Genomic DNA, 22923 nt, shown 5'->3' with positions numbered 1-22923 from the left:
TCGTGAAGTCTGTCTCGTTCCGTGTCGTCTACCCATCTGGCTGACATTGGCTAAGCCCTTGCGTGGAGTGTTTCACGTGAAACAACTCCACGGCTGTAGAAGGCTGCCAGACGTCGCTCAGCGCGGTGGGTTCGACGCTGGTAATAAATGCTTGGCACTGCATCTCTTCGAGTAACGTACAGAACTGGCGGCGGTGATGCTCATCTAGCTCTGCCGGTAAATCGTCAATCAAATAAATACAGTGCCGCTGTGCGGTACTTTCCAGAAGCCTACCTTGAGCAAGCTTCAATGCACTCACCACGAGCTTCTGCTGGCCTCTGGAAAGCACCTCAATGGCAGGCTGTTTATTCAGCCGGATGCGCAAATCCGCACGCTGAGGGCCTTGCTGGGTAAAGCCCATCTGCTGGTCCGTGTTACGGCTATCGTGCAGCACTTCTGCCAACGAGCGCTGTCTATCCCAACCACGCGCATAGCGCAACGTTAATCCCGGTAGCGGCAATAGTGTCTTCAGGGTCTCGTTGAACACGGGAAGAAATTCGTTAAACCATGCTTGGCGGAGCGCATCCATTTGTTCGCCCCAGAGTGCTAACTCTTGCTCCCAAACCGCTATTTCATTGGGCACTATTCTACCACGCCTGAGAAGCGCATTCCGATGTTTCACCGCACGCCGGGTCCGACGCCAAGCATCCAGAAAGTGGTGTTTCACGTGAAACACTCCCCAATCCAAAAACTCGCGACGGCCGGCGGGTGAACCTTCCAGCAAACGAAACGCATCCGGGTTGATGAGCTGTAGCGGCATGGCTTCGACGAGCTCGGCTAACCTTACGCCTTTCTCTCCCCTCAGACGTAGCTCCAGCTCACGCTGAGCACGCATACGCCTGACACCAAGCGTCACCTCAGGATCCCCCGCTAAACGTCCATATAGCGTCATATAAGGGGCGTCCATTTGAATAGCATTCTTGAGCTGACGCGTGCGAAAAGAGCGTCCCATGCCGAGGATGTGAATCCCCTCTAGCAAGCTAGTCTTTCCGCTACCGTTCACGCCATGGATCACGTTGATACGCGATGAGGGATGAAGCGTGACTGGCGCTAAATTGCGCAGTCCCTGAAAAGTGAGTTGTGTCACGCTCATCCGTCAATGCACCTTGTAAGACCGTTCCAATCGCCAGACGTGCCCTATGCGAAAACGGCGCTTCTGCAACCAGAAGCGCCGTTCTTCATCCCATTCCTTGCGTTATAAGCGCATCGGCATCACGACGTAAAGCGCATCGCCGCCGCCCGGCTCTTCCAGCAGTGCGCTGCTATTGGGGTCGGCTAACGTCATCTGTACGCGGTCTTCATCCAATACGGAAAGCACGTCTACCAGATAACCCACGTTGAAACCGACCTCCATGGCGCTGCCATTGTATTCGACGGCGACATTCTCCTCGGCCTCTTCCTGTTCAGGGTTGTTCGCCATGACCTTGAGGTTGCCCTCCTCCAGATAGAGGCGCACCCCGCGATACTTTTCGTTGGAGAGAATGGCGGTACGTGACAGCACTTGACGAAGCTCGGCACGCTCGGCGATGAGCACTTTATCGCCGTTACGCGGCACCACGCGTTCGTAGTCCGGAAACTTGCCGTCGATCAGCTTCGACGTAAACGTGAAGTCACCCGTGTGGGCACGCACATGGGTCGAACCAAGCGTCAGGCTAACCGGCTCGTCGCTGTCATCCAGAAGACGGGACAGCTCCAAGATACCTTTGCGAGGCACGATGAGTTTTTGGGCTTGGCTCACCGCGACCTCGATAGGACGCGAGCACATCGCCAATCGGTGTCCGTCAGTAGCGACCGTGCGTAGCAGGTTGCTCTGAATCTCTAACAGCATACCGTTGAGGTAATAGCGTACGTCCTGCTGAGCCATGGCGAAGGAAGTGGATTCGATCAGATGCTTGAGCGTGCCACGGGGAACGCTAAGCTCCTGACTTCCATCGGCATCTTCGATATTAGGAAACTCTGCCACAGGAAGTGTAGAAAGTGTAAAGCGCGAACGACCACTACGTAATACGGCGCGTCCCTCTTCGACGGCTAATTGAATGTCGGACTGATCGGGCAGCGACTTACAAATATCCATCAGCTTTCTAGCCGGTACGGTTGCCGCCCCTGCTTGGTCCACTTGGCTGGCCACCGTGCGGCCTACCAGCTCGACTTCCAAGTCGGTGCCGGTCAGCGCGACCTGGTCACCTTCCACTTGAATCAAGACGTTAGAGAGCACAGGCAGCGTTTGGCGCCGTTCCACTACGCCCGCCACCAGAGTCAGCGGGCGAAGCAGCGCCTCTCGGGAAATGGTAAATTTCATCGAAACTCCGGTTTTCTATCCTGAAAGGCCTGCCGCTTGGCAGGCGTAAACGAAAAAAGGTTAACTTGTTAGCAGGCGAAGAAGATTTTTGTAATCCTCGCGAATATCCGCATTCTCTTCTTGCAGCGCTTTTACTTTTCGGCAGGCATGCAGCACGGTGGTGTGATCACGGCCACCAAACGCATCGCCAATTTCCGGCAAGCTATGATTGGTGAGCTCTTTTGCCAGTGCCATCGCCACCTGCCGGGGGCGCGCCACCGAGCGCGAGCGTCGCTTGGAGAGCAGATCCGCCACTTTGATTTTGTAATATTCAGCCACCGTGCGCTGAATATTATCCACCCCGACCTGCTTGTCCTGTAGCGCCAAAAGATCTTTCAACGATTCACGGATGAACTCTTGGGTGATGGTCTTGCCCATGAAATGTGAATCAGCAATGACTTTCTTCAGCGCACCTTCCAATTCACGCACATTAGAACGAATCTTTTGGGCGATAAAGAAAGCCGCATCGTGGGGCAGGTCCACCTTGGCCTGATCGGCTTTCTTCATCAGAATCGCCACGCGCGTCTCGAGCTCTGGCGGTTCGATGGCGACGGTGAGACCCCAGCCAAAGCGCGACTTCAGCCGCTCTTCGACACCACTGATCTCTTTTGGATAGCGATCAGAGGTCAAGATCATCTGCTGACCGCCCTCTAGCAAGGCATTGAACGTATGGAAGAACTCTTCTTGGGAGCGCTCTTTACCGGCAAAGAACTGAATGTCATCGATCAGGAGGGCATCGACACTGCGGTAGAAACGTTTGAAATCGTTGATCGCATTGAGCTGCAGCGCCTTCACCATGTCAGCCACGAAGCGCTCAGAGTGAAGATAAACCACGCGGGCATTTTCCCGACGACCTGCCAACGCATTGCCTACGGCATGCATCAAGTGGGTTTTACCCAAGCCCACGCCACCGTATAAGAACAGTGGATTATAGGCACCGCCAGGATTTTCAGACACTTGGCGAGACGCCGCACGTGCCAACTGGTTAGATTTACCTTCCACAAAGGTATCGAACGTGAAATTGGGGTTTAGGCCGCTATTGTGTTTCAAGCTGCCTTCTACCTGCACCTGACGCTCGTTGCCACGACGAGGAGAGGCACTCTCTTCACGCAGCTGATCGATTTCACGCTCGTCGGCAATATCACCCCGGGGCGGGGTATGTACGGCGGGCGACGTCGGCTGAGCCGGGGCGGCTGACACCGGATTACCCAGATCGCGAGGCTGGGGAGCTGGAGCAGCGGCCCGGCGGCTACCTACCGTCAAACTGACCTTAGGGGGCTTGGAGGGTGCAAGCTCGCGCATTAATTCACTAATACGCTTGGCGTACTTATCACTCACCCAGTCGCGCACAAAGCGATTCGGCGCCAACAAGCGCAGCTCATTGGTGTCTCCTTCTTCTGCCTGCAGCGGACGTATCCAGGTATTGAACTGCTGTGAATTCAGTTCGTCCTGCAGGTAGTCCAGGCACTGTTGCCAAAGCGCGAGTGACACTCATCTCACCATCGGTTGAAAACGGCCGATCATTGTAGCGCCCAACGACACGGTTATCCACACGAGCTAACGGCTCTTTTTCGCCTGTGGACAACTTTCCGTAAGGGCTTAGGAAAACCCGGTGACGCCATGGGTACAACCCTCCTTTCGAGCAAGTTGTCACCGCCTGACCACACCAAATTCACAGTTTATTCGCGCGTTATTCGATGCTTATTCACAGATTTTTTATTACTTCAAGTTGTTGATAAAAATGTCTTAAAATGACTTATCCACAAATAGTATCCCCACTATTAATAACAGCAGGTTTTAAATAACTTCATTAGTAATAGTAGTGCGATGCAAGAAAACGAGTGGTGAGCGCCAAGCCGCGCCGCCATTGCCTTTTTCGAGCTTTTTATGCAAGGAAAAATTGCACCCAGCGCGGGAAGTCTCTACAATTTCCGGTCTTGAATTGAAACTCCCCGGCTAGTTCCTCACTGGACCGGGTCTTTTGGAATTCACTTTCCGTCCTAAACCACGTGGGAATAACGAGTTATGAAACGCACTTTTCAACCCAGCGTTCTCAAGCGCAAGCGCGCGCATGGCTTCCGTGCTCGTATGGCAACCAAAAACGGCCGTGCCGTGATCGCACGCCGCCGTGCCAAAGGCCGCAAGCGTCTGAGCGCCTGATCTCGGATTGCGTGTGTCGCCTCAAGGGTTTCCCCGGTGCTTGCGGTTGCTAACTGCCGGGGATTTCAGTCACGTGTTTGAGCAGGCTGACCTCAAAGTCCATGGCAAAGGTATGATGGCGCTAGCGCGCATGACTACCCGGGGATACCCCCGCATCGGACTGGTCGTTAGCAAAAAAAATGTAAAGCTTGCTGTCGATCGTAACCGCTTCAAGCGACTCGTTCGCGAATCCGTTCGTCTGCGTCAAGATCACTTACCCTCTGTGGATATCGTGATATTGGCAAAGCGAGGCGTGCAGGATGTCGATAACGAAACGCTCAGCCGTCAACTATACGGCATGTGGAAACGGCTTCAGCGCGACGCACAGGCGGCATCAACACCTCTCCCGCCTCATGGCGTAACACGTGACGCTTGACGACACACCTCGCCGCTCGACCTCGGCCTGCCGCTTGGCAGGCTTTCGTGTGTCATGGGTCGAGTAAATGACACTGCGCCATTAGCATGTTCACCACCCATCGGGCAGAACCCTCATGGACGTAAAACGACTTTTATTACTGATTCCACTGGCCGTACTAGCCTACCTTCTGGTTGTACAGTGGAATCAGGATTACGGGCAGACCACCTACGATTCGACGCCAGAGATCACCCAAAGCAGCAATGGGGCTCCTGCGAACGAAAGCGGTAGCGACGATCTCTCCGTGCCCAGTACTTCGGCGCCTAACAACGCTATTAGCGAAGGCGTTGGCGATGAGCAAAGCGACACCGCCAGCCGTGATTTCATTGCGGTCACCACGGACGTTCTGGACGTACGCATCGACCCCTTCGGTGGCGATATCGTCTACGCAGCCTTGCCGCAGCACAAACTGACGCTGGATTCCGACCGTAATTACGTGCTGCTGTCAGATAACGCCACGCGCAGCTATGTTGCTCGCTCCGGCCTTCAACTGGATGGTCAGGCAAGCCGCATTGCTTTTACTCCCGAGCGTAACGAGTACCGCTTGGGCGATGACGAAGAGCAGATCAGCGTCGATTTGACAGCTGACGTGAATGGTGTCGACGTCATCAAGCGTCTGACATTCGATCGCGGTAGCTATGCGGTCAATGTGAGTTACTACCTGGCCAACAATACCGAAGCACCGGTTTCCGCTCGATTCATTGGACAGCTAGCCCGTGACAATAGCCCTGACCCCTCTAGCGGGGTGGCCATGGGGATGAATTCTTACCTAGGGGCTGCTTATTCCACGCCTGAAGCGCGCTACGAGAAGATCGATTTCGATACGATCCAAAAACGTAACTTCGAGAACCGCGAGGCCCAAGGCGGGTGGATAGCGATCATCCAGCACTACTTTGTGTCCGCCTGGGCACCGCCTCAAAACCAGCAGAATCTCTACTACGTCACGACCGATTCTCGAGATCGTAACGTAGTGGCCTTCGCTGGCCCCACCAGCAGCGTGGCTGCCGAGGGTGAAGCCACGCTAAGCGCAACGCTTTACATGGGCCCGAAGGTGCAAGACTACCTCGAGCAAGTCGCACCGAACCTCAAGCTCACCGTGGATTACGGTTGGTTGTGGTTCATTGCTAACCCGCTGTTCTGGCTGCTGGATAAGATCCACGACATCGTCGGTAACTGGGGCTGGTCGATCGTTCTGCTGACCGTGCTGGTAAAACTGGTGCTCTTCCCGCTGTCTGCCAAAGCCTACAAGTCCATGGCGCGTATGCGCAAACTGGGCCCAGAGATGCAGCGTCTCAAAGAGATGTATGGCGACGACCGCCAGAAAATGTCTCAAGAGATGATGAAGTTCTACCAGAAAGAGAAGATCAATCCGCTGGGTGGCTGTTTGCCGATTCTGGTACAGATGCCGGTATTTATCGCCCTGTACTGGATGTTGCTGGAATCTGTCGAGCTGCGCCACGCGCCGTTCATGTTCTGGATCCAGGATCTCTCGGTGAAAGACCCCTACTTCATCCTGCCGATTCTGATGGGTATTTCGATGTTCGTTCAGCAGATGCTGAACCCGACACCGCCAGACCCCATGCAGGCGAAGATCATGAAGATGCTGCCGATCATCTTCACCTTCTTCTTCCTGTGGTTCCCGGCAGGTCTGGTCATCTACTGGGTGGTCAACAACATCATCTCGGTGGCGCAGCAGTACTTCATTACGCGCAGCATCGAGAAGGATCCAAGCGTCGGCAAAGGGATGCGAACCAAGTAATCGCTCTCCTCTGCTACTCCCAGACCCCCGCCTTTGCGGGGGTCTGGCGTTTTAGGGCGAACGTGCTCATCATGAGCGCCATCGCGATACACTCTCCCTTTTTCGTCTTTAGGAAGCGTCATGGCCGACCGACTCTATACCCAAGACACCATTACCGCCTTGGCAACCCCACCTGGCCGTGGCGGTGTGGGCATCATTCGCGTATCAGGCCCCGCCTGCCGCTCGATAGCCGCTGAGATACTGGGTGATTGCCCTGCTCCCCGTTACGCCCACTACGGTCCGTTTCACGGCGCTGAGGGCATTATTGACGAGGGCATCGCGCTCCTGTTTAACGGCCCCCACTCCTTCACCGGTGAGGACGTGCTGGAGTTGCAGGGCCACGGCGGTCCCATCATCATGGATATGCTGCTAGAGCGCTGCCTGCAGCTCGGTGCTCGTCTGGCCCGGCCGGGGGAGTTCTCCGAACGGGCGTTCCTCAACGACAAGCTGGATTTGGCCCAGGCAGAAGCGATTGCCGATTTGATCGATGCCACTTCCCGATCCGCTGCTGAAAACGCCGTGCGCTCGTTACAGGGCGAATTCTCCCAGCGCGTATCGGCTCTGGTAGAACGGCTGATCGAACTGCGCGTTTACGTGGAAGCCGCCATCGATTTCCCAGAGGAAGAGATCGACTTTCTCGCCGATGGCCATGTCGCTACGCATTTGGAGAGCGTTCAGCAAGCACTCGTCGCCGTTCGCAAAGCCGCTGGGCAGGGCGCGCTACTACGCGAGGGCATGAGTGTAGTGATTGCAGGGCGTCCCAATGCCGGTAAATCGAGCCTGCTGAACGCGCTGACCGAGCAAGATACCGCCATCGTCACGGATATCGCGGGTACGACACGGGACGTCCTTCGGGAGTACATCCACCTAGACGGTATGCCGCTGCACATCATCGATACCGCTGGCCTGCGCGATACGCCCGATGCGGTAGAGAAAATCGGCGTTGCCCGGGCGTGGGAAGAAATCGAAAAGGCCGACCGGGTACTGCTCATGGTGGATGCTTCCACCACGGATGCCACCAACCCAATGAGCATCTGGCCAGAGTTCGTGGAGCGCCTTCCGGATCAACGGCGGCTAACGCTGGTGCGCAACAAGATCGACGCGAGTGCAGAAACGCCAGGCATTGACTTATCCACAGCCACACCGATCATCCGCCTATCGGCGAAAACCGGAGAGGGTGTGGATAGTTTGAGAACGCACCTAAAGGAGGTGATGGGCTTCTCTGCTACGACCGAAGGCCGCTTCTCTGCCCGCCGACGTCACCTGGATGCGCTTGACCGCGCCATGGCGGCGCTAGACACCGGGCGAGCCCAACTGGATGGCTACGGTGCTGGCGAGCTTCTTGCCGAAGATTTACGAGATGCGCAGCAAGCACTAGGAGAGATCACTGGTGAGTTCAGTGCCGATGACCTGCTGGGTGAAATCTTTGGCAGCTTCTGTATCGGTAAATAGTCCCCACCACTCACCGCCACTACTCACCTACGAGCCATTTAGCGCGGTAGTGGCTGTCACTCCCCAGCAGCGGTGCCACCTGAGCCATCGCTGCTGACAATTGCTCATCCAGTCCCCAGGGTGGATTGATCACCACCATGCCGCTTCCATACATGCCATGCGTGCCCTCCGCCGAGGCGCGTAACAGCAGCTCACTGTGCCAAATCTTGCGAATTCCGCTCGCTTCAAGGCCGCTGAGCAACGTGTAATGATGCCCGGCGGGCAGTAGCGGGTACCAGATCATCACCACGGCGTGGCGTGCTTTTTCGAGGTTGTAAGCCGCCGCGTCGACGACCTCTTTATACTCCACTTTGCGCTCGTAACTCGGATCTATCAACACGCACAGCCGTGGCGTTGCCACCGGCAACAGCTGCTTCAGGCCCAGCAACCCATCCCCATAAACGCGTCGGGCCTGTTTGGGCAACGCTTGCCCGCTCAAATGCTCGTGCTCACCAGGGTGCAGCTCAAATAGGCGCAGTGAGTCCTGCTCACGCAGTCTTTGAGCCAGCCACCAGGGTGAGCCAGGGTAGTGCGAAAGCACAGTCGATTGGGGCTGCGCGCTTTCCAACGACGCCATCCATTTACCAAGCAACGGATCACTCAACTGCTGCCGAACCTGCCAGAGCGGTGCGACGCCCTCTCGATACTCTTGAAGCCGCTGAGTCTCTTTCGTGGCGAGCGGGTAGAGCCCTCTGCCTGCATGGGTATCAATATATGTAATTGATGATTTTTTACGTAATAAATAATCTGTCACCGCGTAAAGCGTTAAATGCTTATGAACATCGGCAAAGTTACCGGCGTGGTAGGCGTGTTGATACGACAGCATGGCAGCTCGCTAGCAATTGAACAAAAAAAGCCCGCTATGTGAGCATAGCGGGCGTTGGACGGCAATGCCGGGATTAACGCATGTTACTGGCCGTTGCCGGTAGGCGTCAGGGTGATTTCTACGCGACGGTTCTGCGCGCGGCCCTGCTCGGTAGCATTGCTAGCCACCGGCTGATTAGCACCGTAGCCCATGGTATTCAACCGCATGGAAGAGACGCCATTTTGGCTCAGGTAGCTGCCGACCGATTGGGCACGACGCTCTGAGAGGCGCTGGTTGTAGCTGGCATCCCCAGTGCTATCCGTATGGCCAGCAATGTTTACGCGGGTATCGGTGTACTGAGTGAGGACATTCGCCACTTCGTTTAGAGCGCTGCGCGCATCCGAGGTGAGCTCGGCAGAATCGAATCCGAACGTAACGCTGCTGGGCATGTTGAGCACGATATCGTCACCGCGCCGATCGATCTCGATACGCGATCCTTGCAGGTTATTGCGAAGCTGCTGCTCTTGACGGTCCATATAGGCACCCACGCCTGCACCGGCGGCCGCACCCACAGCGGCACCAATTAGCGCACGGTCACGACGGCTCGTACTGCCATCACCGGATAAAGCGCCCGCCGCTGCACCAATCGCTGCACCAATGCCGGTGCCCATGGCGGTGCTCGAGCGCTGCGTTTGACCGCCGTAAGGATCGGACGTCGCGCAGCCAGCCAGTAATATCGCCGCTGCCAGTGGGGTCAGTAGTCGAGAAATACGCATCACTCTCTCCTTGTTTATGATTGAGGGTGTACCGAATCGATCGCTGGTCACTCTTCGCTGATCAAGGCCAGCAACTCGTTCAAGAATAATAGACCTTGGGGCGATGCACGCAGCTTTTCAGGCATTTCCATTAAAAGTCCTTTTTCTTGAGCACTGTGTAAACGCGCAAGTAACAGTGCCTCTGGCTGGCCAGTGTGAGCCGCCCAATCCGCCAATGGTACCCCTTCGGTCAGTCGGAGCGCGTTCATGGCAAACTCCAGTGGTAGTTCGCGGGGCTCGATGAGTTGCTGGCCTGCCAGGAAGCCACGCGGGTCATTGGCACGGCGCAAGTACGCATTAGGTTGGCGCGTCTTCCAACGCCGTTCGATCTGCCACTTCCCTTGGGAATCTATGGAGGAGAGCTTTGCATGAGCGCCTGCCCCAATTCCTAGGTAATCGCCAAATCGCCAGTAGTTTAGGTTATGGCGACTCTGACATCCCGGACGGGCGTAGGCCGATATCTCGTATCGACGCAGCCCGGCTCGCTCCAGGCGCTGGTGCCCCGCCTCCTGAATGTCCCACAACGCCTCCTCCTCTGGCAAAGGAGGAGGGTGAGAAAAAAACGCCGTATTGGGCTCCAGGGTGAGTTGGTACCACGAAAGATGCTCAGGATCGAGGGCAAGCGCCTGATCGATATCTTCCATGGCTTGCTCAGGTGTTTGTTGGGGCAAGCCGTGCATGAGATCGATGTTGAGGTTATCGAATCCCGCCGCTCTGGCTTCACCGATGGCAGTCACCGCTTCGTTGCCGGTATGAATTCGCCCCAACGCACTCAGTTGAGTGGGGCGGAAACTCTGCACCCCCAAAGACAATCGATTGATACCGGCTTCCCGATAACCAATGAACCGCTGCTGCTCGGTCGTGCCTGGATTGGCTTCCAGGGTGATTTCAATGCTAGGCGAAAAGGCGAGCCGCTCACGAATGCCATCGAATAACTGTCGATAAAACGTCGGCGATAGCAAGCTAGGCGTGCCGCCGCCAATAAAAATGGTTTGAAGAGTACGGCCAGACGCCAGCGCCAAATCGCCGTCCAAATCACTCAGCAAGGCGGCCAAATAGGCCGCTTCGGGTAGGTCATTGGCGCCAGATTCAGGTTCGTGAGAATTGAAATCGCAGTAAGGGCACTTGCGTACACACCAAGGTGTATGAATATAAAGCGAGAGCGGCGGCAATCGATTAGCCATGCGCCACCTTCAGAATGTCCACCAACGCGTGTAACGCACGTCCGCGATGGCTCAAGCGGTTCTTCGTTTCACTGGGCAGTTCTGCCACGCTCATCCCCTGATCGGGTAGCCAGAACAGCGGATCGTAGCCAAAACCGCCCTCTCCCCGGGGATGAGCCAATACTTCTCCTTCCCAACTTCGTTGAACGATCACAGGTACCGGGTCTGCTGCATGGCGTAAATAGACCAAGACACACCAATAACGGCCCGTGCGCTGGCCTTCCGCGCACTCACTGAGTGCTGCCAGCAGTTTCTCGTTGTTACGCTCGTCACTTTTCGGCTCACCGGCATAGCGAGCAGAGTAAATGCCAGGCGCTCCATGCAACGCATCGACCTCCAGACCTGAGTCGTCGGCGAGCGCCGGTAACCCGCTTACGCGACTCGCTTCACGGGCCTTTAACAGCGCATTTTCAACGAACGTCAGTCCTGTCTCTTCGACATCGTGCACACCAAACTCAGCCTGGGGGCGTACATCCAGTCCAAGGGGCGATAGCAACTGATTGAATTCTTTTAATTTTCCAGAATTTCCACTGGCTAAAACGAGCGTATTGGCTGCATTCATAGGGGCGACCTCTTCACATGATGGGGCCAGTTTACGCCTATCGAGAACACAGCTAAAGGCAACACAATGTTACTCAGTGTATCTTGTCACTCAGCGCAATCATTGACCATTATCCACTAGTAAATGTATATAAAAACAATAGCTTGAACTATATATTCCAAAAAGTAATAATAAAGTGCAAATTACTTTTATAATTATTTTGATAACAAATCTTTACGAAATGTAGCTTATAGGCAACACTCATTTAGTCACCTGCTCACGCTTTACGCTCATGAGGCCTCCCCAATGTCCCAAGAAAAAACGCACGGCTTGGTGTACATCATCACCGAAAAAAGCCCACAGGCGCAGCTTTTTGCCGATTACTTACACGAACACACAGGGTGTACGGTAAGCATTCACTCACCTAAAAGTTCACTACCCACGATCATTCCAAACAAGCTGTTAATACTCATCGATAGTGACCATATCGGCGTAGAAGAGCTACCCGAGTGGCAGGAAAATCTTCCTGATAACTTGGCCAAAACCTCGCTGGCCGCCTTCAATATTCGCGATATGGACCATGCACTGGAAGCGCTGTCATGCGCCCAGCTCAAAGGCGTCTTTTACCGTGACGAGAGTCTTGAAGTGATCTGTAAAGGGATTCACGCGTTACTCGAAGGTGAGCTTTGGATGTCACGCGATTTGATGGCCCGTTTGATCCTTTTTTACCGCAAATATCAAAGCAACGCGTTTCGACCTGCCTGCGGCTTGACCAATCGAGAAATGGAGATCATTTCGCTACTTAGTGCTGGCTCCTCCAATCAACAGATTGCCGACAAACTCTTTGTAAGTGAGCACACGGTTAAATCACACCTTTACAATATTTTTAGAAAAATCAATGTGCATAACCGTATACAAGCGCTGAACTGGATTCACCAAAACTTAGGCCCCATTTTACCCAATATCGAAACAGCGCGCAGTTTGCAGCGCCATCGTTAGCTAAATGAAGGTTGATGACATGTTAAAAACCCTCCTAAGTCATTCAGCCAACGTATTGGGATTACTTTTTTTTGTACTCCTAATGGGTAGTGCTAACGCTAGCGAGGAAGAGTCTGTTAGCGATACCCAAGCTGTTGATGACATTAACCAGCTATCAAGCCCTGATGGCCCAGAAATACAGAACCGTCTGCATGGCAGCAGTGAGCTGACCGGCATCATGGTGGATCGCACGATCACAATGGCAGGTAAGACCTTTTATCGTGCATTTAGTCAACTTGCCATGGACAACCGCATTATAGGGAACGCAACACTCACCATACAGGAACGCCCCGATGCACGCTGGGGTAGCCAACTATGGATAATGGAAGGCAATAAAATGTACTTCAGAACCCAGCTCTCTCCTCGTATTAGCGAGGCTGATCGCGTCGCAGGAGAAGCTGTACAAGTTGTCCAAGAAGCGCTTCTGCAACAGCAGCTCACGGCAGCGCTTACCTCAGACAAAGACCTAGGAAAAGAGGAGTTAAACTAATGAGTGCTAACCTTAAAAAAAGCACATTGAGTGCCTTGATAATATCTGGTTTGGCAGCGTCGCTCTCTCTTAAAAGCACCGCTGGAGAACTTATTTACGAGCCTCTCAACCCATCTTTTGGCGGTGACCCCTTCATGGGTAGCTATTTACTAGGAAAGGCACAATCACAGGACACCAATAGCGACCCTAATGCAAGAAGCATCGAACCTCTATCCTCTACTGAGCGGCTTATTCAAAGTCTTGAAAGCAGACTCATCTCGCAGCTCATTAGCGATGTAGGCGCCGGCGAAATTGGTGAAGGCTCTTTCGATAGTGGAGAATTCAGTGTCGTTGTACGCGATGAAGGTGGACAGCTTATTGTAAGAGTAGTTGATAAAGTAACAGGGGATGTCACCAACATTAGCGTGGGTGGATTATTTAATCCTTAACAACAAAACAGGCACTTAAGAAAATCAAAACGGTTTAACAACCGAACACTGACGCTATAAGTGTCGCCAGGGGATCAACATGAAAATCATCGCTTCAATTATAATGGTCAGTCTCCTAAGTGGGTGCGCGGGGATGGTGGCTACGTCCGAAAATCTAGAGGGTGCACAGGCAACCCTGACGCCCCGTGGAGCGACCTATCAAGATTTAGTCTCGTTACCTCCACCGGCAGGGAAAATCTTCGTCTCTGTGTATGATTTTCGAGACCAAACGGGTCAGTACCGCCCTGCTCCAGCCAGTACTTTTTCCACCGCCGTGACACAAGGTGCCGCAGCGATGTTGACAGGCGCATTAGCTGACTCTGGTTGGTTTATCCCTTTGGAGCGCGTGGGGCTGCAAAATCTGCTGACCGAGCGACGTATCATTCGTGCTGAATTTGAGCGCTTTAATCAACCCGATACTTTGCCCTCGTTAAGAGCAGCATCGGTCATGCTTGAAGGAGGCATCATTGCTTATGAGTCCAACGTCAGAACCGGTGGTGCGGGTGCAGAATATTTCGGCATTGGAGCATCAGGGCAGTATCAGGTGGATCAGGTAACGGTCAATTTACGAGCCGTCGAGATATCCACAGGCGAAATACTGGCTAACGTGACGACGACCAAAACCATTTACTCTAAAGAGCTTCGGGCAGGAGTGTATCGCTTTATTGATTTTAGGCGGCTCCTGGAAGCGGAAGCCGGCATTACGACCAATGAACCTGTCCAGCTTGCCGTCATGTCAGCCATAGAATCTGCCGTTATCCACTTAATTGCTCGAGGCGTAGAGAATAACCTATGGAATTTATCGAACGGGGCTAGCTTGCAAAACTCAGTATTGGCCGATTATTTAAATGCCCCCACGCCGCTTTTATAAGAATTACTGAACTTATCACCAAAGAAACGCAATATAAAACTATTGACGGCTTTGCCACCACGCAAAGCCGTTTTTATATGCCAATAAAAGTATGAGTTTTCTCATACTATTCTTTCTCGATTTAACTAAAAAAATCGCCTGCAACATACATTTTTTACTTATGGCGTCAAAATATAAATCAGCCAAACTCAACGCATGAAATACAAAAAGATACAAATTGTTGCAGAGGGAATAAAAATGAAACCTAACGATTCGAAGCAAAGCACTGCAACATTTCGCTTAGCGACACCTATTGCTGCTTGCTTGATTGCTTCTGCAGTTTCATTACCTACCTTTGCAGACTCTTTTAGCCATCGCATTGAGCAGTATTTCAACGATACCAATGCGCAGAGCTATCAAGGTAACTTCAGCATTATCCAACAGATTGGTAACAACAATCGTACGAACGTAACCCAGTCGTATTCTGCGAGTTATCAAACAGGTAACTTCTCTCGCATTAGCCAGCGAGGAGATTGGAATAACGCCAATATCGAACAAGTGGGTGGCAATAATGCAGGTGTCATTTTGCAAAAGGGCAATTATCACACCGCTAATGTCATCCAGTCAGGCAACGATCAACCGCTTGAAACCTACGTGACTCAGTTGGGCCAACGTAGCGATGTTCAAGTCTCTCAATCGGGGAGTGGCTATCGCAGCATTAGCGTCGAACAACGCGCCTACTCAGGCAATGCGCGCCCAGTCACCGTCGACACCTACTGAGCAGTCGATACGGCCTCAGTAATAACTAAAGTAAGAGCATCATAAAGGGGATGTAACCATGAAAACTCAAATGACCACTATCGCTGCTGCCGTTGCTCTGACCATGAGCGCTGCTGCAATGGCTCAAACTGCACCGAGCTGGCAGTTCAACGGCTCGCGTGCCGATATCGACAGCATGGGTGGTTCTCTCTACAACGGTAGCGCCGTGGGTAGTGACTCACAAATCGAGCAAAATGGTAATTTTAACAGTACATCCGTAACACAATGGGGTACACAAGACTCTCGCATCAAGCAAGAGGGTACTTCAAACAAAGCCAACGTCACTCAAGACGATGTTGTAGGTCAGGCCCTTACTTCACCAGGCAATAACTACTCCAGCATTGATCAAGACGGCTTTAAAAATACCGCCTATGTAACTCAAGAGGGCATTACCAACGATTCCATTGTTGTTCAAGAAGGTCGATTTAATATGGCTAATGTAATGCAAGAGGGCCGACTAAACGACTCTTGGGTACAACAGGAAGGTTGGTTCAACGAGTCGAATGTCGTCCAGGACGGCGAGCTAAACGATAGCTACGTGAAAGCTGACGGTAGCTTTAACCGGACATATACCACCCAAACAGGTGATGAGCTTGACAGCGACATCATCCTCGACGGCGACTTTAACTATGCAGCGGTGACCCAAACGGGTTACGGGCATGACTCCTTCATCAGTACCAATGGCAATGGCAACACCCATTTTGTAAACCAAAGTGGTGCGTTCGGGGGGGCTGGACAGCACTTCTCGCAAATCTTAACCACTGGTAGTGGCAACTATAACGTGGTCAGTCAAGGCAACTAACATTTGGCCTTGTCGTCAAAACCGCCCCTTCCGGGGGCGGTTTTTTTGTGCTGTCACCTAACGTACCACAACCGTCAGCGTCCCGCCTTTGCCTTGGGTAGAAGAGCGCGAACGGTTGCTGCCTTTGACGATATCGACTTCCAACCGCTCATCGTCGCTCAGGAGTTTAACGGTACCTTCTAGGGTATCTCCTTCGAAGGTGAACTCTGCGGGCACCGTGCCTCGAGTTTCAGGATGTTCGATGGTGTCGCCGTCCTGGGTAATGCGCCACTCGGCCGAAAACTCAGCGCCGGGAGAGCCGCTCATGGTGATGTGGATTTGGGTCATATCCTGCTCCTGTGCGGCTAGCCCTGGGAAAGACAAGCCAAGGGTAAGAACGGTGGTCAACCACGCACCGTATCGTCGTGACGAGTGCCAAGCCGATAATCGTTTCATGTTAGCTACCTCGGTAACCACAAGAGCCGCTCGATAAGAGCGGCTCTTGCAGTGTAGCAGGCACTTGGCCAGATAGTTACTTAACGTTACATAACGGCAAAGGCTTTCTCGGCCGCATCCAGCGTGAGCTGGATATCCTCGGGCGTGTGTGCGCTAGACATAAAGCCGGCTTCATAGGCAGAAGGCGCAAGGTACACGCCATGATCCAGCATCGCGCCAAAGAAGCGACGAAAAGCATCGGGGTTACACGCCGTGGCTTGAGCAAAGTTATCCACACGGGATTGTGAGGTGAAGAACACACCGAACATGCCGCCTGCGGATTGCGTCATCATCGGCACGCGAGCTGCATTGGCGCGCTCTTGTAGACCGTTACACAGCGTTTGTACGCGCTGGCTCAAGGCATCGTGGAAGCCCGGCACCTGCAGCTTGGTGAGTAGTGCCACCCCGGCGGCCATGGCCAGCGGGTTCCCCGACAGCGTGCCCGCTTGATACACCGGCCCCAGCGGCGAGATGTTCTGCATGATGTCGCGCTTGCCGCCAAACGCACCGACCGGCATACCACCGCCGACGATCTTACCCAAGCAGGTCAAATCCGGCGTGACACCGTAGTACGCCTGGGCTCCGCCCAACGCTACGCGGAAACCCGTCATCACCTCATCGAAAATCAGAATACTACCGTACTCGTTACAGACATGGCGCAAGGTTTCCAAGAAACCTGGCTGAGGGGGAATGCAGTTCATATTGCCCGCCACCGGCTCGACGATGATGCAGGCAATTTGCTCACCGATCTCGGCAAAGCACGCTTCCACCCCCTCCGGGTCGTTATAGGAGAGTGTAATGGTGTGTTCGGCCAACGACGCCGGAACGCCCGGTGAGCTGGGCTCGCCGTGGGTCAATGCACCGGAGCCCGCTTTCACCAGTAGGGAGTCCGAGTGGCCGTGGTAGTTACCCTCGAATTTGACGATCTTATCCCGTCCCGTGGTGCCCCGCGCCAGCCGAATCGCTGACATGGTGGCCTCGGTGCCCGAGCTGGTCATGCGCACCATTTCCATGGAGGGCATCATGTCGCAGATCAGGTCTGCCATGGTGGTTTCCACGGCCGTGGGGGTACCGAATGAGAGCCCATTATCCAACCGCGCACGTACGGCCGCCAATACGTCTTGATCGGCGTGACCGGTAATCATCGGTCCCCAGGAGCCGATGTAATCGACGTAGCGGTTGCCCTCGACATCGAAGAGGTAAGCGCCCTGCGCACGTTCCATGAAGACCGGCGGGCGGTGCAACCCTTTGAAGGCACGGACGGGAGAGTTCACGCCCCCAGGGATATGGCGACTCGCGAGGTCGAACAGTTCAGCAGATGTGGTCATGGCATCCTCTGTATAAATGACTTACTACCAATGAGATCAAAAGCGCACGGGACGTGGCAAGCGATTCGGCAAGCATTGGCCACTCGGGGGCTGGTAGCCGTGAGACAAGCTCTCCCAGGTAAAGTGCTGGGCCTGTTCACACGCTGTTGGTAAGCGCTCACCAACCGCTAATCGGGCTGCTAGGGCAGACGCGAGCGTACAGCCGGAACCATGAAAGACGTCCGGTAGGCGCGGCCATTGCCACTGGCGAGTGGTATCGGGCGAGTGCAGCGTATGCACCACCTGCTCGGCTGAACCGGGTAAGGGGTCATCCGTTGCCGTCACCAGCACCGCTTGGCAACCTTGTGACAGCAGTGACACCGCCCGGGCAGTGTCGTCATGGGACTCTAGAATTTCCGGTGTCAGCGCCGCCAACTCAAAGCGGTTCGGCGTCAAGATATCCACAAGCGGCAACAGCCGGTCTCGGTAAAGCGTCTGTAAAGCGGCTGTGGATAACACAGCGCCCCCTCCTGCTTTCAGCACCGGATCGGCCACCACCGGCACGCCAGGAAAACGGCGAATGATCTGCTCGGCAGCGCGCAGCGTGGCCTCGTCTGCCAGCAGCCCCAGCTTGATCGCCGCAATCTGCATGTCACTGACGGCTTCGGCCATTTGCCGCATGGACCCAGGGTCAGCGGGCATCACGCGGGACACGTTATGACAATTTTGTACAGTCAGCGCCGTGGGGATGGTGACGGCCCACCCGCCACAGGCAGCGACGGCTTCGCTATCGGCCATCAGCCCGGCACCGCCCGTTGGATCATGGCCTGCTAACACTAAGACGACAGGGGGAAGGGGACGACGCATCAAAAGGGCTTCACTACCGCCAGTAAAATAATCGCGACCAGTGCAATCACCGGGGCTTCATTGAACCAGCGAAAGAAGACATGGCTCTTGGTGCAGCGCGACTGATCGAACTGTTTTAAATAAATCAAGCAAACGTGGTGATAGGCAATCAGCAGCGCCACGAGCGTGAGCTTGGCATGCATCCAGCCTTGGCTAAACCATGCGGGCACCAAATAGAGCATCCAGCCCCCAAAAATCAGCACCAGGATCATCGATGGCGTCATGATGCCACGATAGAGTTTGCGCTCCATGGTCTTGAAGTAAGTGATCGCTTGCTCATCGCCTTTGTCGCGTGCCATGGCGTGGTACACGTACAGTCTTGGCAAATAGAACAGTGCGGCAAACCAGGTCACAACGGCCATCAAATGAATGGCCTTTACCCATTCGTACATGGTCTCTCCTTAGGCGGTGGGCTCTTTATTAGGGATCAGTATCACGGACATCCGGCTGTCGAGCGTCAGTGTAGTGGTAATAACGCTCGATCGCGCCACGAGTAATGATACCTGAAATTCGCTGCTGCTTTGGTCGATAGCCATGTACGACGTACAGTGCCCCAAGCGCGCTGTCTTGAAGCTTCAAAAACGCCTCGGATAGTGTGGCCTGTAGCCCAATCGGGGCCATTTCCAACCGTTGGCCGGGAATCTCCAAGAGATCCACCAACTCATCTTCCGGCGGTGCTTCGCCATTGAGCGCTTCGTCATGCTCCAAGAGCCAGCGAGCAAGCTCTGCCGCCTTCAGCGCCAGCACGGGCTTGTCATCACTGGAGCGCTCGATCACCAGCCACATGGGGTTGGTTTCCAGCAAGCGGCGGGCTTGGTCAGGTGTGATCATTCGTTCAGTGCGCACTAAGCGACGCTCCATGACCGCTGGGACCGAGACCCGGGAAAGCGCCTGCATCAGCGGCTGCTGAAGGGGGTGTAACCCGTAGCGTACCGAGCTAATGAAGAAACCTTCACAGCCCGTCAGCTGGCGCGACGTCAAGCAGGCCACCACCACGACCAGCATTCCCGGCAACATGATATTGGGGGTATGCGTCAGCTCTAGTAGCGCCATCAGCGCCGCGAGAGGCGCCTGTAGAACAGCCCCCATCATCGCTGCCATGCCGAGCATGGCGTAAATGCCCGGGTCAGCGGCTTTCTCGGGCCATAGCCAGCCGCCGAGCATGCCACCCAGGGCCCCAGTGGCTGCCCCCGCCACCAGTACCGGGCCAATAATACCAATCGGCACACCGCCTGCGACGGTTATCGCCGTGATCAACAGTTTGGCCACCATCAGCGCCAGCAGAACGTTGATAGCCAACTGATTATTCAGTGCCGCGGCGACACTGTCATAGCCAATTCCTTGAATCTCCGGAAACCACCACGCCAATACCCCGGTGCCGACACCCACGACGCCCAATCTCAACCACAGCGGCAGGGTTTGTAGGCGCTGACTTCGTGAAATATGGATGAAGAGCCCTGCCATCAAACCTATGACCAAGCCAATCACCACGATCCAAGGCAGATTCATCAGCGAGCCTAACGCCACCTCGGGAATGCGAAACGCAGGCTCGTTGCCATACATCACCTGCGCCACCAGCGCGCCCATGGTGGAGGCCAGGATCACCGGCATGAAGCTCATCAGGGTGTACTCCATCATCACCACTTCCATGGCAAAGATGACCCCCGCAATGGGCGTATTGAACGAAGCGGAAATACCCGCCGCCGTGCCGCAAGCCACCAACACCCGCAAGCTATTATTGGGCAGCCGCAGCTTAAGCCCTAACCCGCTGGACGCCGCCGCGCCCAAGTGGATCGCCGGGCCTTCGCGCCCGGCGGACAAACCACCAAGCACCGAAACCACACCCACCCACCATTGATTCAGCCAGTTGCGCAGCGGGAAGCGACCCTGATGATAGGTCAGTCGCTCGATCACATGGCTGACGCCGAGTTTGCGTGCGGTAGACCGCTGCCGATAGAGCAACAGACCAATCAACGTGACGGCCATGATCGGCAGAAGTGCTCTTAGCCAAGGCGTCAACCCTTCGAAGGCTTCCGGATCACCGTCCGGCATGTAGAGCGCCGCCCCCGCTTCCAGCAGCAGGCGAAACGCCACCATCACCGCCCCGGTAATCACCCCGGACACCAGCCCCAGCACACATAGCTGCGGCAACGCATCCACGTTCGCCAATTGGCGGCGAAAGCTCTCTAGGGTGAAGTCTGACCGAGAAAAACGTGCCACAACGTCCGTCCTTGCGTTTGTTGTTCGTTTCACTGTCTCGTGCTGTGCAGCGCTCTCAAGCGCTGCCTCTCTTGTGTATCATAGCTGGATACACTTCGACAGCCTGGTCACACTCATTAGGCTGTTAATTATTCAAGCGTCGATTGCGCGAAGCGCACAAGGAGTGGTTTGTGATAAACGTTGGCATCGTGGGCGGCACCGGTTATACCGGCGTCGAACTTCTCAGACTGCTGGCTCAGCACCCTCAGGTAAACGTCAAGGCCATTACCTCGCGCTCGGAGACGGGCGTAAAAGTGTGCGACATGTACCCTAATTTGCGCGGCTACTATGACACCTTGGCGTTTAGCGAACCCGACGCTCAGGCGCTGGGCGCGATGGATGCGGTCTTTTTCGCCACGCCCCATGGCGTTGCTCACGCGCTTGCCGGCGAGCTGCTGGCCAACGGCACTCGGGTGATCGATCTCTCCGCCGACTTCCGGCTGCGCGATGCCGACGAGTGGAGCCGTTGGTACGACCAACCCCACGGCGCGCCCGAACTGCTCGAAGAAGCCGTCTACGGCCTCCCTGAAATGCATCGCGAAAAGATCAAGACAGCGCGCCTGATCGCGGTGCCCGGCTGCTATCCCACGGCGGTTCAGCTTGGTTACTTACCGCTATTGGAGGCTGGCTTGATCGATCCGAGCCAGCTGATTGCCGACTGTAAATCCGGCGTAACCGGCGCTGGTCGCGGTGCCAAGGTCGGCTCGCTACTGGCCGAGGCCAGTGAATCCATGAAAGCCTACGGCGCGGGCGGCCACCGCCATCTGCCGGAGATCCGTCAAGGCTTGGGCGACATGCAGTCCCATCCAGTGGGGTTGACCTTCGTCCCCCATTTGACTCCCATGATCCGCGGCATTCACGCCACGCTCTATGGCACGCTTACCACAGAGCACGGCGACTTACAGGCACTGTTCGAGCAGCGTTACGCCAACGAGCCGTTCGTCGACGTGATGCCTGCCGGCAGCCATCCAGAAACCCGCAGTGTCAAAGGCAACAATACCTGCCGGATCGCCGTCCACCGCCCGAATGACGGCAATACGGTCGTGGTCCTGTCGGTCATCGATAACCTCGTGAAGGGTGCCTCGGGTCAAGCCATCCAAAACCTCAACCTGATGTTTGGCTTCGACGAACACATGGGCCTGAACGCTCCTGCGCTGATGCCTTAAACAACTCGCAAAACCAGCATGCAGAGGGCAGCTCAGAGAGGAGGTCATTTGCCAAGGAGGGCAAATGTAGCTTCCATGGAAGGATTCACAGCGCCTCCTCGGCGAGCTGCCCTCTGCTTGATATGCCGATGCAATAGTTGACCAATTTGCTGGGAATTACCCATAATCGTCCCTCATTGCGGATTATTCGTTTTTAAAGCTCGCGGGAGGTACCCATGAGCGGTGCAGAAGCTTTTGTTCCAACCCCCCTGTTACTGTCGGACAGCGCACGCAAACGTATCAAAGCGTTGATGGCCGAAGAGAGTAACCCGGCACTGAAACTGCGCGTCTACGTCACCGGTGGCGGCTGCTCGGGTTTTCAGTACGGTTTCGACTTCGCGGATAGCGTTGCCGACGACGACACGCTGATCGAGTTTGGCGACGCCACGCTGGTGGTCGACCCGCTCTCCTACCAGTACTTGGTCGGCTCCACGGTCGATTATGAAGAGGGCCTGGCGGGTGCGCGTTTTCGTGTCCAAAACCCCAATGCCACCACCACTTGCGGGTGTGGCGCCTCGTTTATGGTGTGACCAGCGTTGGTGACAACCGCTCCCCATGACTTGACGCCTTGGCGGTTTCTCGCCAAGGTTGAAAGGTCAATAACGGTTGCCTAGCCGATTTATAAGAAAAAAAATTCTATAA

General features: G+C 54.9%; 24 protein-coding genes. 12 read left to right on the top strand and 12 right to left on the bottom strand.

The window, feature by feature from the left end:
• Positions 1-28: 28 nt before the first annotated feature.
• The 3 genes from recF to dnaA all read right to left on the bottom strand — a co-directional run bounded on the left by recF (position 29) and on the right by dnaA (position 3868).
• The gene (gene recF / locus FRH_RS05955) at positions 29-1132 is read right to left on the bottom strand and encodes a DNA replication/repair protein RecF (RefSeq protein WP_139526173.1); all 1104 of its coding nucleotides are present in this window, start codon (positions 1130-1132) and stop codon (positions 29-31) included.
• A gap of 102 nt (positions 1133-1234) precedes the next feature.
• Entirely contained in the window at positions 1235-2338 is a 1104-nt protein-coding gene (dnaN, locus tag FRH_RS05950; RefSeq protein WP_139526172.1) for a DNA polymerase III subunit beta, read from the bottom strand.
• A 60-nt stretch (positions 2339-2398) separates the two neighbouring features.
• Positions 2399-3868 (bottom strand): chromosomal replication initiator protein DnaA, encoded by a 1470-nt coding sequence (dnaA, locus tag FRH_RS05945; RefSeq protein WP_281997962.1) that lies wholly within the window; start codon positions 3866-3868, stop codon positions 2399-2401.
• Positions 3869-4402: 534 nt separating this feature from the next.
• On the opposite strand from dnaA, the gene rpmH reads away from it, so the two are divergent.
• The 4 genes from rpmH to mnmE all read left to right on the top strand — a co-directional run bounded on the left by rpmH (position 4403) and on the right by mnmE (position 8241).
• The gene (gene rpmH / locus FRH_RS05940) at positions 4403-4537 is read left to right on the top strand and encodes a 50S ribosomal protein L34 (protein ID WP_009723348.1); all 135 of its coding nucleotides are present in this window, start codon (positions 4403-4405) and stop codon (positions 4535-4537) included.
• A gap of 13 nt (positions 4538-4550) precedes the next feature.
• Positions 4551-4952: a ribonuclease P protein component gene (rnpA, locus tag FRH_RS05935; RefSeq protein ID WP_176558221.1), complete on the top strand. Its 402-nt coding sequence runs from the start codon at positions 4551-4553 to the stop codon at positions 4950-4952.
• Between the two features lie 115 nt (positions 4953-5067).
• A complete protein-coding gene (gene yidC / locus FRH_RS05930; RefSeq protein WP_139526169.1) occupies positions 5068-6750 on the top strand; it encodes a membrane protein insertase YidC in 1683 nt (560 codons plus the stop codon).
• Between the two features lie 120 nt (positions 6751-6870).
• Positions 6871-8241 carry a tRNA uridine-5-carboxymethylaminomethyl(34) synthesis GTPase MnmE gene (mnmE, locus tag FRH_RS05925; RefSeq protein ID WP_239296682.1) on the top strand — a complete coding sequence of 457 codons (1371 nt, stop codon included), beginning with the start codon at positions 6871-6873 and terminating at the stop codon, positions 8239-8241.
• A 19-nt stretch (positions 8242-8260) separates the two neighbouring features.
• Here mnmE and rlmJ read toward each other — a convergent pair whose 3' ends face one another.
• From rlmJ to rdgB, 4 genes are all read right to left on the bottom strand, one after another.
• Positions 8261-9106 carry a 23S rRNA (adenine(2030)-N(6))-methyltransferase RlmJ gene (gene rlmJ / locus FRH_RS05920; RefSeq protein WP_281997961.1) on the bottom strand — a complete coding sequence of 282 codons (846 nt, stop codon included), beginning with the start codon at positions 9104-9106 and terminating at the stop codon, positions 8261-8263.
• 83 nt (positions 9107-9189) lie between these two features.
• Positions 9190-9861, bottom strand: a complete 672-nt coding sequence (locus FRH_RS05915) for an OmpA family protein (RefSeq protein ID WP_139526167.1) — start codon at positions 9859-9861, stop codon at positions 9190-9192.
• A gap of 47 nt (positions 9862-9908) precedes the next feature.
• Positions 9909-11084: a radical SAM family heme chaperone HemW gene (gene hemW, locus FRH_RS05910; protein ID WP_281997960.1), complete on the bottom strand. Its 1176-nt coding sequence runs from the start codon at positions 11082-11084 to the stop codon at positions 9909-9911.
• Entirely contained in the window at positions 11077-11685 is a 609-nt protein-coding gene (rdgB, locus tag FRH_RS05905) for an RdgB/HAM1 family non-canonical purine NTP pyrophosphatase (RefSeq protein WP_139526165.1), read from the bottom strand. The genes hemW and rdgB overlap by 8 nt, the downstream gene beginning before the upstream one ends.
• A 285-nt stretch (positions 11686-11970) precedes the next feature.
• On the opposite strand from rdgB, the gene FRH_RS05900 reads away from it, so the two are divergent.
• The 6 genes from FRH_RS05900 (at position 11971) to FRH_RS05875 (ending at position 16130) form a co-directional block, all read left to right on the top strand.
• Entirely contained in the window at positions 11971-12663 is a 693-nt protein-coding gene (locus FRH_RS05900) for a LuxR C-terminal-related transcriptional regulator (RefSeq protein ID WP_139526164.1), read from the top strand.
• 19 nt (positions 12664-12682) lie between these two features.
• Positions 12683-13192 (top strand): CsgE family curli-type amyloid fiber assembly protein, encoded by a 510-nt coding sequence (locus FRH_RS05895; RefSeq protein WP_139526163.1) that lies wholly within the window; start codon positions 12683-12685, stop codon positions 13190-13192.
• Entirely contained in the window at positions 13192-13620 is a 429-nt protein-coding gene (locus FRH_RS05890) for a curli assembly protein CsgF (RefSeq protein WP_139526162.1), read from the top strand. The genes FRH_RS05895 and FRH_RS05890 overlap by 1 nt, the downstream gene beginning before the upstream one ends.
• 79 nt (positions 13621-13699) lie before the next feature.
• On the top strand, positions 13700-14530 hold the full coding sequence (locus FRH_RS05885) for a CsgG/HfaB family protein (RefSeq protein ID WP_139526161.1): 831 nt from the start codon (positions 13700-13702) through the stop codon (positions 14528-14530).
• Positions 14531-14767: 237 nt separating this feature from the next.
• Entirely contained in the window at positions 14768-15289 is a 522-nt protein-coding gene (locus tag FRH_RS05880; protein WP_153843627.1) for a hypothetical protein, read from the top strand.
• 58 nt (positions 15290-15347) lie between these two features.
• Positions 15348-16130: a curlin subunit CsgB gene (locus FRH_RS05875; protein WP_153843628.1), complete on the top strand. Its 783-nt coding sequence runs from the start codon at positions 15348-15350 to the stop codon at positions 16128-16130.
• A 57-nt stretch (positions 16131-16187) separates the two neighbouring features.
• Here the strand turns inward: FRH_RS05875 and FRH_RS05870 are convergent, their stop codons facing one another.
• The 5 genes from FRH_RS05870 to FRH_RS05850 all read right to left on the bottom strand — a co-directional run bounded on the left by FRH_RS05870 (position 16188) and on the right by FRH_RS05850 (position 21037).
• The gene (locus FRH_RS05870) at positions 16188-16457 is read right to left on the bottom strand and encodes a hypothetical protein (RefSeq protein ID WP_231125630.1); all 270 of its coding nucleotides are present in this window, start codon (positions 16455-16457) and stop codon (positions 16188-16190) included.
• A 194-nt stretch (positions 16458-16651) separates the two neighbouring features.
• The gene (hemL, locus tag FRH_RS05865) at positions 16652-17932 is read right to left on the bottom strand and encodes a glutamate-1-semialdehyde 2,1-aminomutase (RefSeq protein ID WP_281997959.1); all 1281 of its coding nucleotides are present in this window, start codon (positions 17930-17932) and stop codon (positions 16652-16654) included.
• Between the two features lie 36 nt (positions 17933-17968).
• A complete protein-coding gene (locus FRH_RS05860; protein WP_139526157.1) occupies positions 17969-18778 on the bottom strand; it encodes a hydroxymethylpyrimidine/phosphomethylpyrimidine kinase in 810 nt (269 codons plus the stop codon).
• Complete coding sequence (hemJ, locus tag FRH_RS05855; protein ID WP_058577321.1) at positions 18778-19209, bottom strand: protoporphyrinogen oxidase HemJ; 432 nt, start codon at positions 19207-19209, stop codon at positions 18778-18780. Before hemJ ends, FRH_RS05860 begins: the two co-directional genes overlap by 1 nt.
• A 28-nt stretch (positions 19210-19237) precedes the next feature.
• Positions 19238-21037: a chloride channel protein gene (locus tag FRH_RS05850; RefSeq protein WP_139526156.1), complete on the bottom strand. Its 1800-nt coding sequence runs from the start codon at positions 21035-21037 to the stop codon at positions 19238-19240.
• Between the two features lie 170 nt (positions 21038-21207).
• Here FRH_RS05850 and argC point away from each other — a divergent pair, with 170 nt between their 5' ends.
• Positions 21208-22242, top strand: a complete 1035-nt coding sequence (argC, locus tag FRH_RS05845) for an N-acetyl-gamma-glutamyl-phosphate reductase (protein ID WP_281997958.1) — start codon at positions 21208-21210, stop codon at positions 22240-22242.
• A 215-nt stretch (positions 22243-22457) separates the two neighbouring features.
• Complete coding sequence (gene erpA, locus FRH_RS05840; RefSeq protein WP_058577324.1) at positions 22458-22811, top strand: iron-sulfur cluster insertion protein ErpA; 354 nt, start codon at positions 22458-22460, stop codon at positions 22809-22811.
• Positions 22812-22923: the final 112 nt, after the last annotated feature.

This window comes from Halomonas sp. A020, assembly GCF_027943625.1.
GTDB lineage: Bacteria > Pseudomonadota > Gammaproteobacteria > Pseudomonadales > Halomonadaceae > Vreelandella > Vreelandella piezotolerans.
The sequence above is the reverse complement of the archived record's forward strand: the minus strand, read 5'-3'. Positions and strand labels throughout refer to the sequence as shown.

Excerpts from the sequence above, each read along its gene's own strand:
- FRH_RS05915 (WP_139526167.1), bottom strand. The coding sequence starts at position 9,861 with ATGCGTATTTCTCGACTACTGACCCCACTGGCAGCGGCGATATTACTG.
- FRH_RS05870 (WP_231125630.1), bottom strand. The coding sequence starts at position 16,457 with ATGACCCAAATCCACATCACCATGAGCGGCTCTCCCGGCGCTGAGTTT.
- FRH_RS05875 (WP_153843628.1), top strand. The coding sequence starts at position 15,348 with ATGAAAACTCAAATGACCACTATCGCTGCTGCCGTTGCTCTGACCATG.
- hemL (WP_281997959.1), bottom strand. The coding sequence starts at position 17,932 with ATGACCACATCTGCTGAACTGTTCGACCTCGCGAGTCGCCATATCCCT.
- FRH_RS05890 (WP_139526162.1), top strand. The coding sequence starts at position 13,192 with ATGAGTGCTAACCTTAAAAAAAGCACATTGAGTGCCTTGATAATATCT.
- yidC (WP_139526169.1), top strand. The coding sequence starts at position 5,068 with ATGGACGTAAAACGACTTTTATTACTGATTCCACTGGCCGTACTAGCC.
- FRH_RS05860 (WP_139526157.1), bottom strand. The coding sequence starts at position 18,778 with ATGCGTCGTCCCCTTCCCCCTGTCGTCTTAGTGTTAGCAGGCCATGAT.
- FRH_RS05880 (WP_153843627.1), top strand. The coding sequence starts at position 14,768 with ATGAAACCTAACGATTCGAAGCAAAGCACTGCAACATTTCGCTTAGCG.
- hemW (WP_281997960.1), bottom strand. The coding sequence starts at position 11,084 with ATGGCTAATCGATTGCCGCCGCTCTCGCTTTATATTCATACACCTTGG.
- hemJ (WP_058577321.1), bottom strand. The coding sequence starts at position 19,209 with ATGTACGAATGGGTAAAGGCCATTCATTTGATGGCCGTTGTGACCTGG.
- rpmH (WP_009723348.1), top strand. The coding sequence starts at position 4,403 with ATGAAACGCACTTTTCAACCCAGCGTTCTCAAGCGCAAGCGCGCGCAT.
- FRH_RS05885 (WP_139526161.1), top strand. The coding sequence starts at position 13,700 with ATGAAAATCATCGCTTCAATTATAATGGTCAGTCTCCTAAGTGGGTGC.
- FRH_RS05900 (WP_139526164.1), top strand. The coding sequence starts at position 11,971 with ATGTCCCAAGAAAAAACGCACGGCTTGGTGTACATCATCACCGAAAAA.
- dnaN (WP_139526172.1), bottom strand. The coding sequence starts at position 2,338 with ATGAAATTTACCATTTCCCGAGAGGCGCTGCTTCGCCCGCTGACTCTG.
- FRH_RS05895 (WP_139526163.1), top strand. The coding sequence starts at position 12,683 with ATGTTAAAAACCCTCCTAAGTCATTCAGCCAACGTATTGGGATTACTT.
- rdgB (WP_139526165.1), bottom strand. The coding sequence starts at position 11,685 with ATGAATGCAGCCAATACGCTCGTTTTAGCCAGTGGAAATTCTGGAAAA.
- erpA (WP_058577324.1), top strand. The coding sequence starts at position 22,458 with ATGAGCGGTGCAGAAGCTTTTGTTCCAACCCCCCTGTTACTGTCGGAC.
- mnmE (WP_239296682.1), top strand. The coding sequence starts at position 6,871 with ATGGCCGACCGACTCTATACCCAAGACACCATTACCGCCTTGGCAACC.
- rlmJ (WP_281997961.1), bottom strand. The coding sequence starts at position 9,106 with ATGCTGTCGTATCAACACGCCTACCACGCCGGTAACTTTGCCGATGTT.
- recF (WP_139526173.1), bottom strand. The coding sequence starts at position 1,132 with ATGAGCGTGACACAACTCACTTTTCAGGGACTGCGCAATTTAGCGCCA.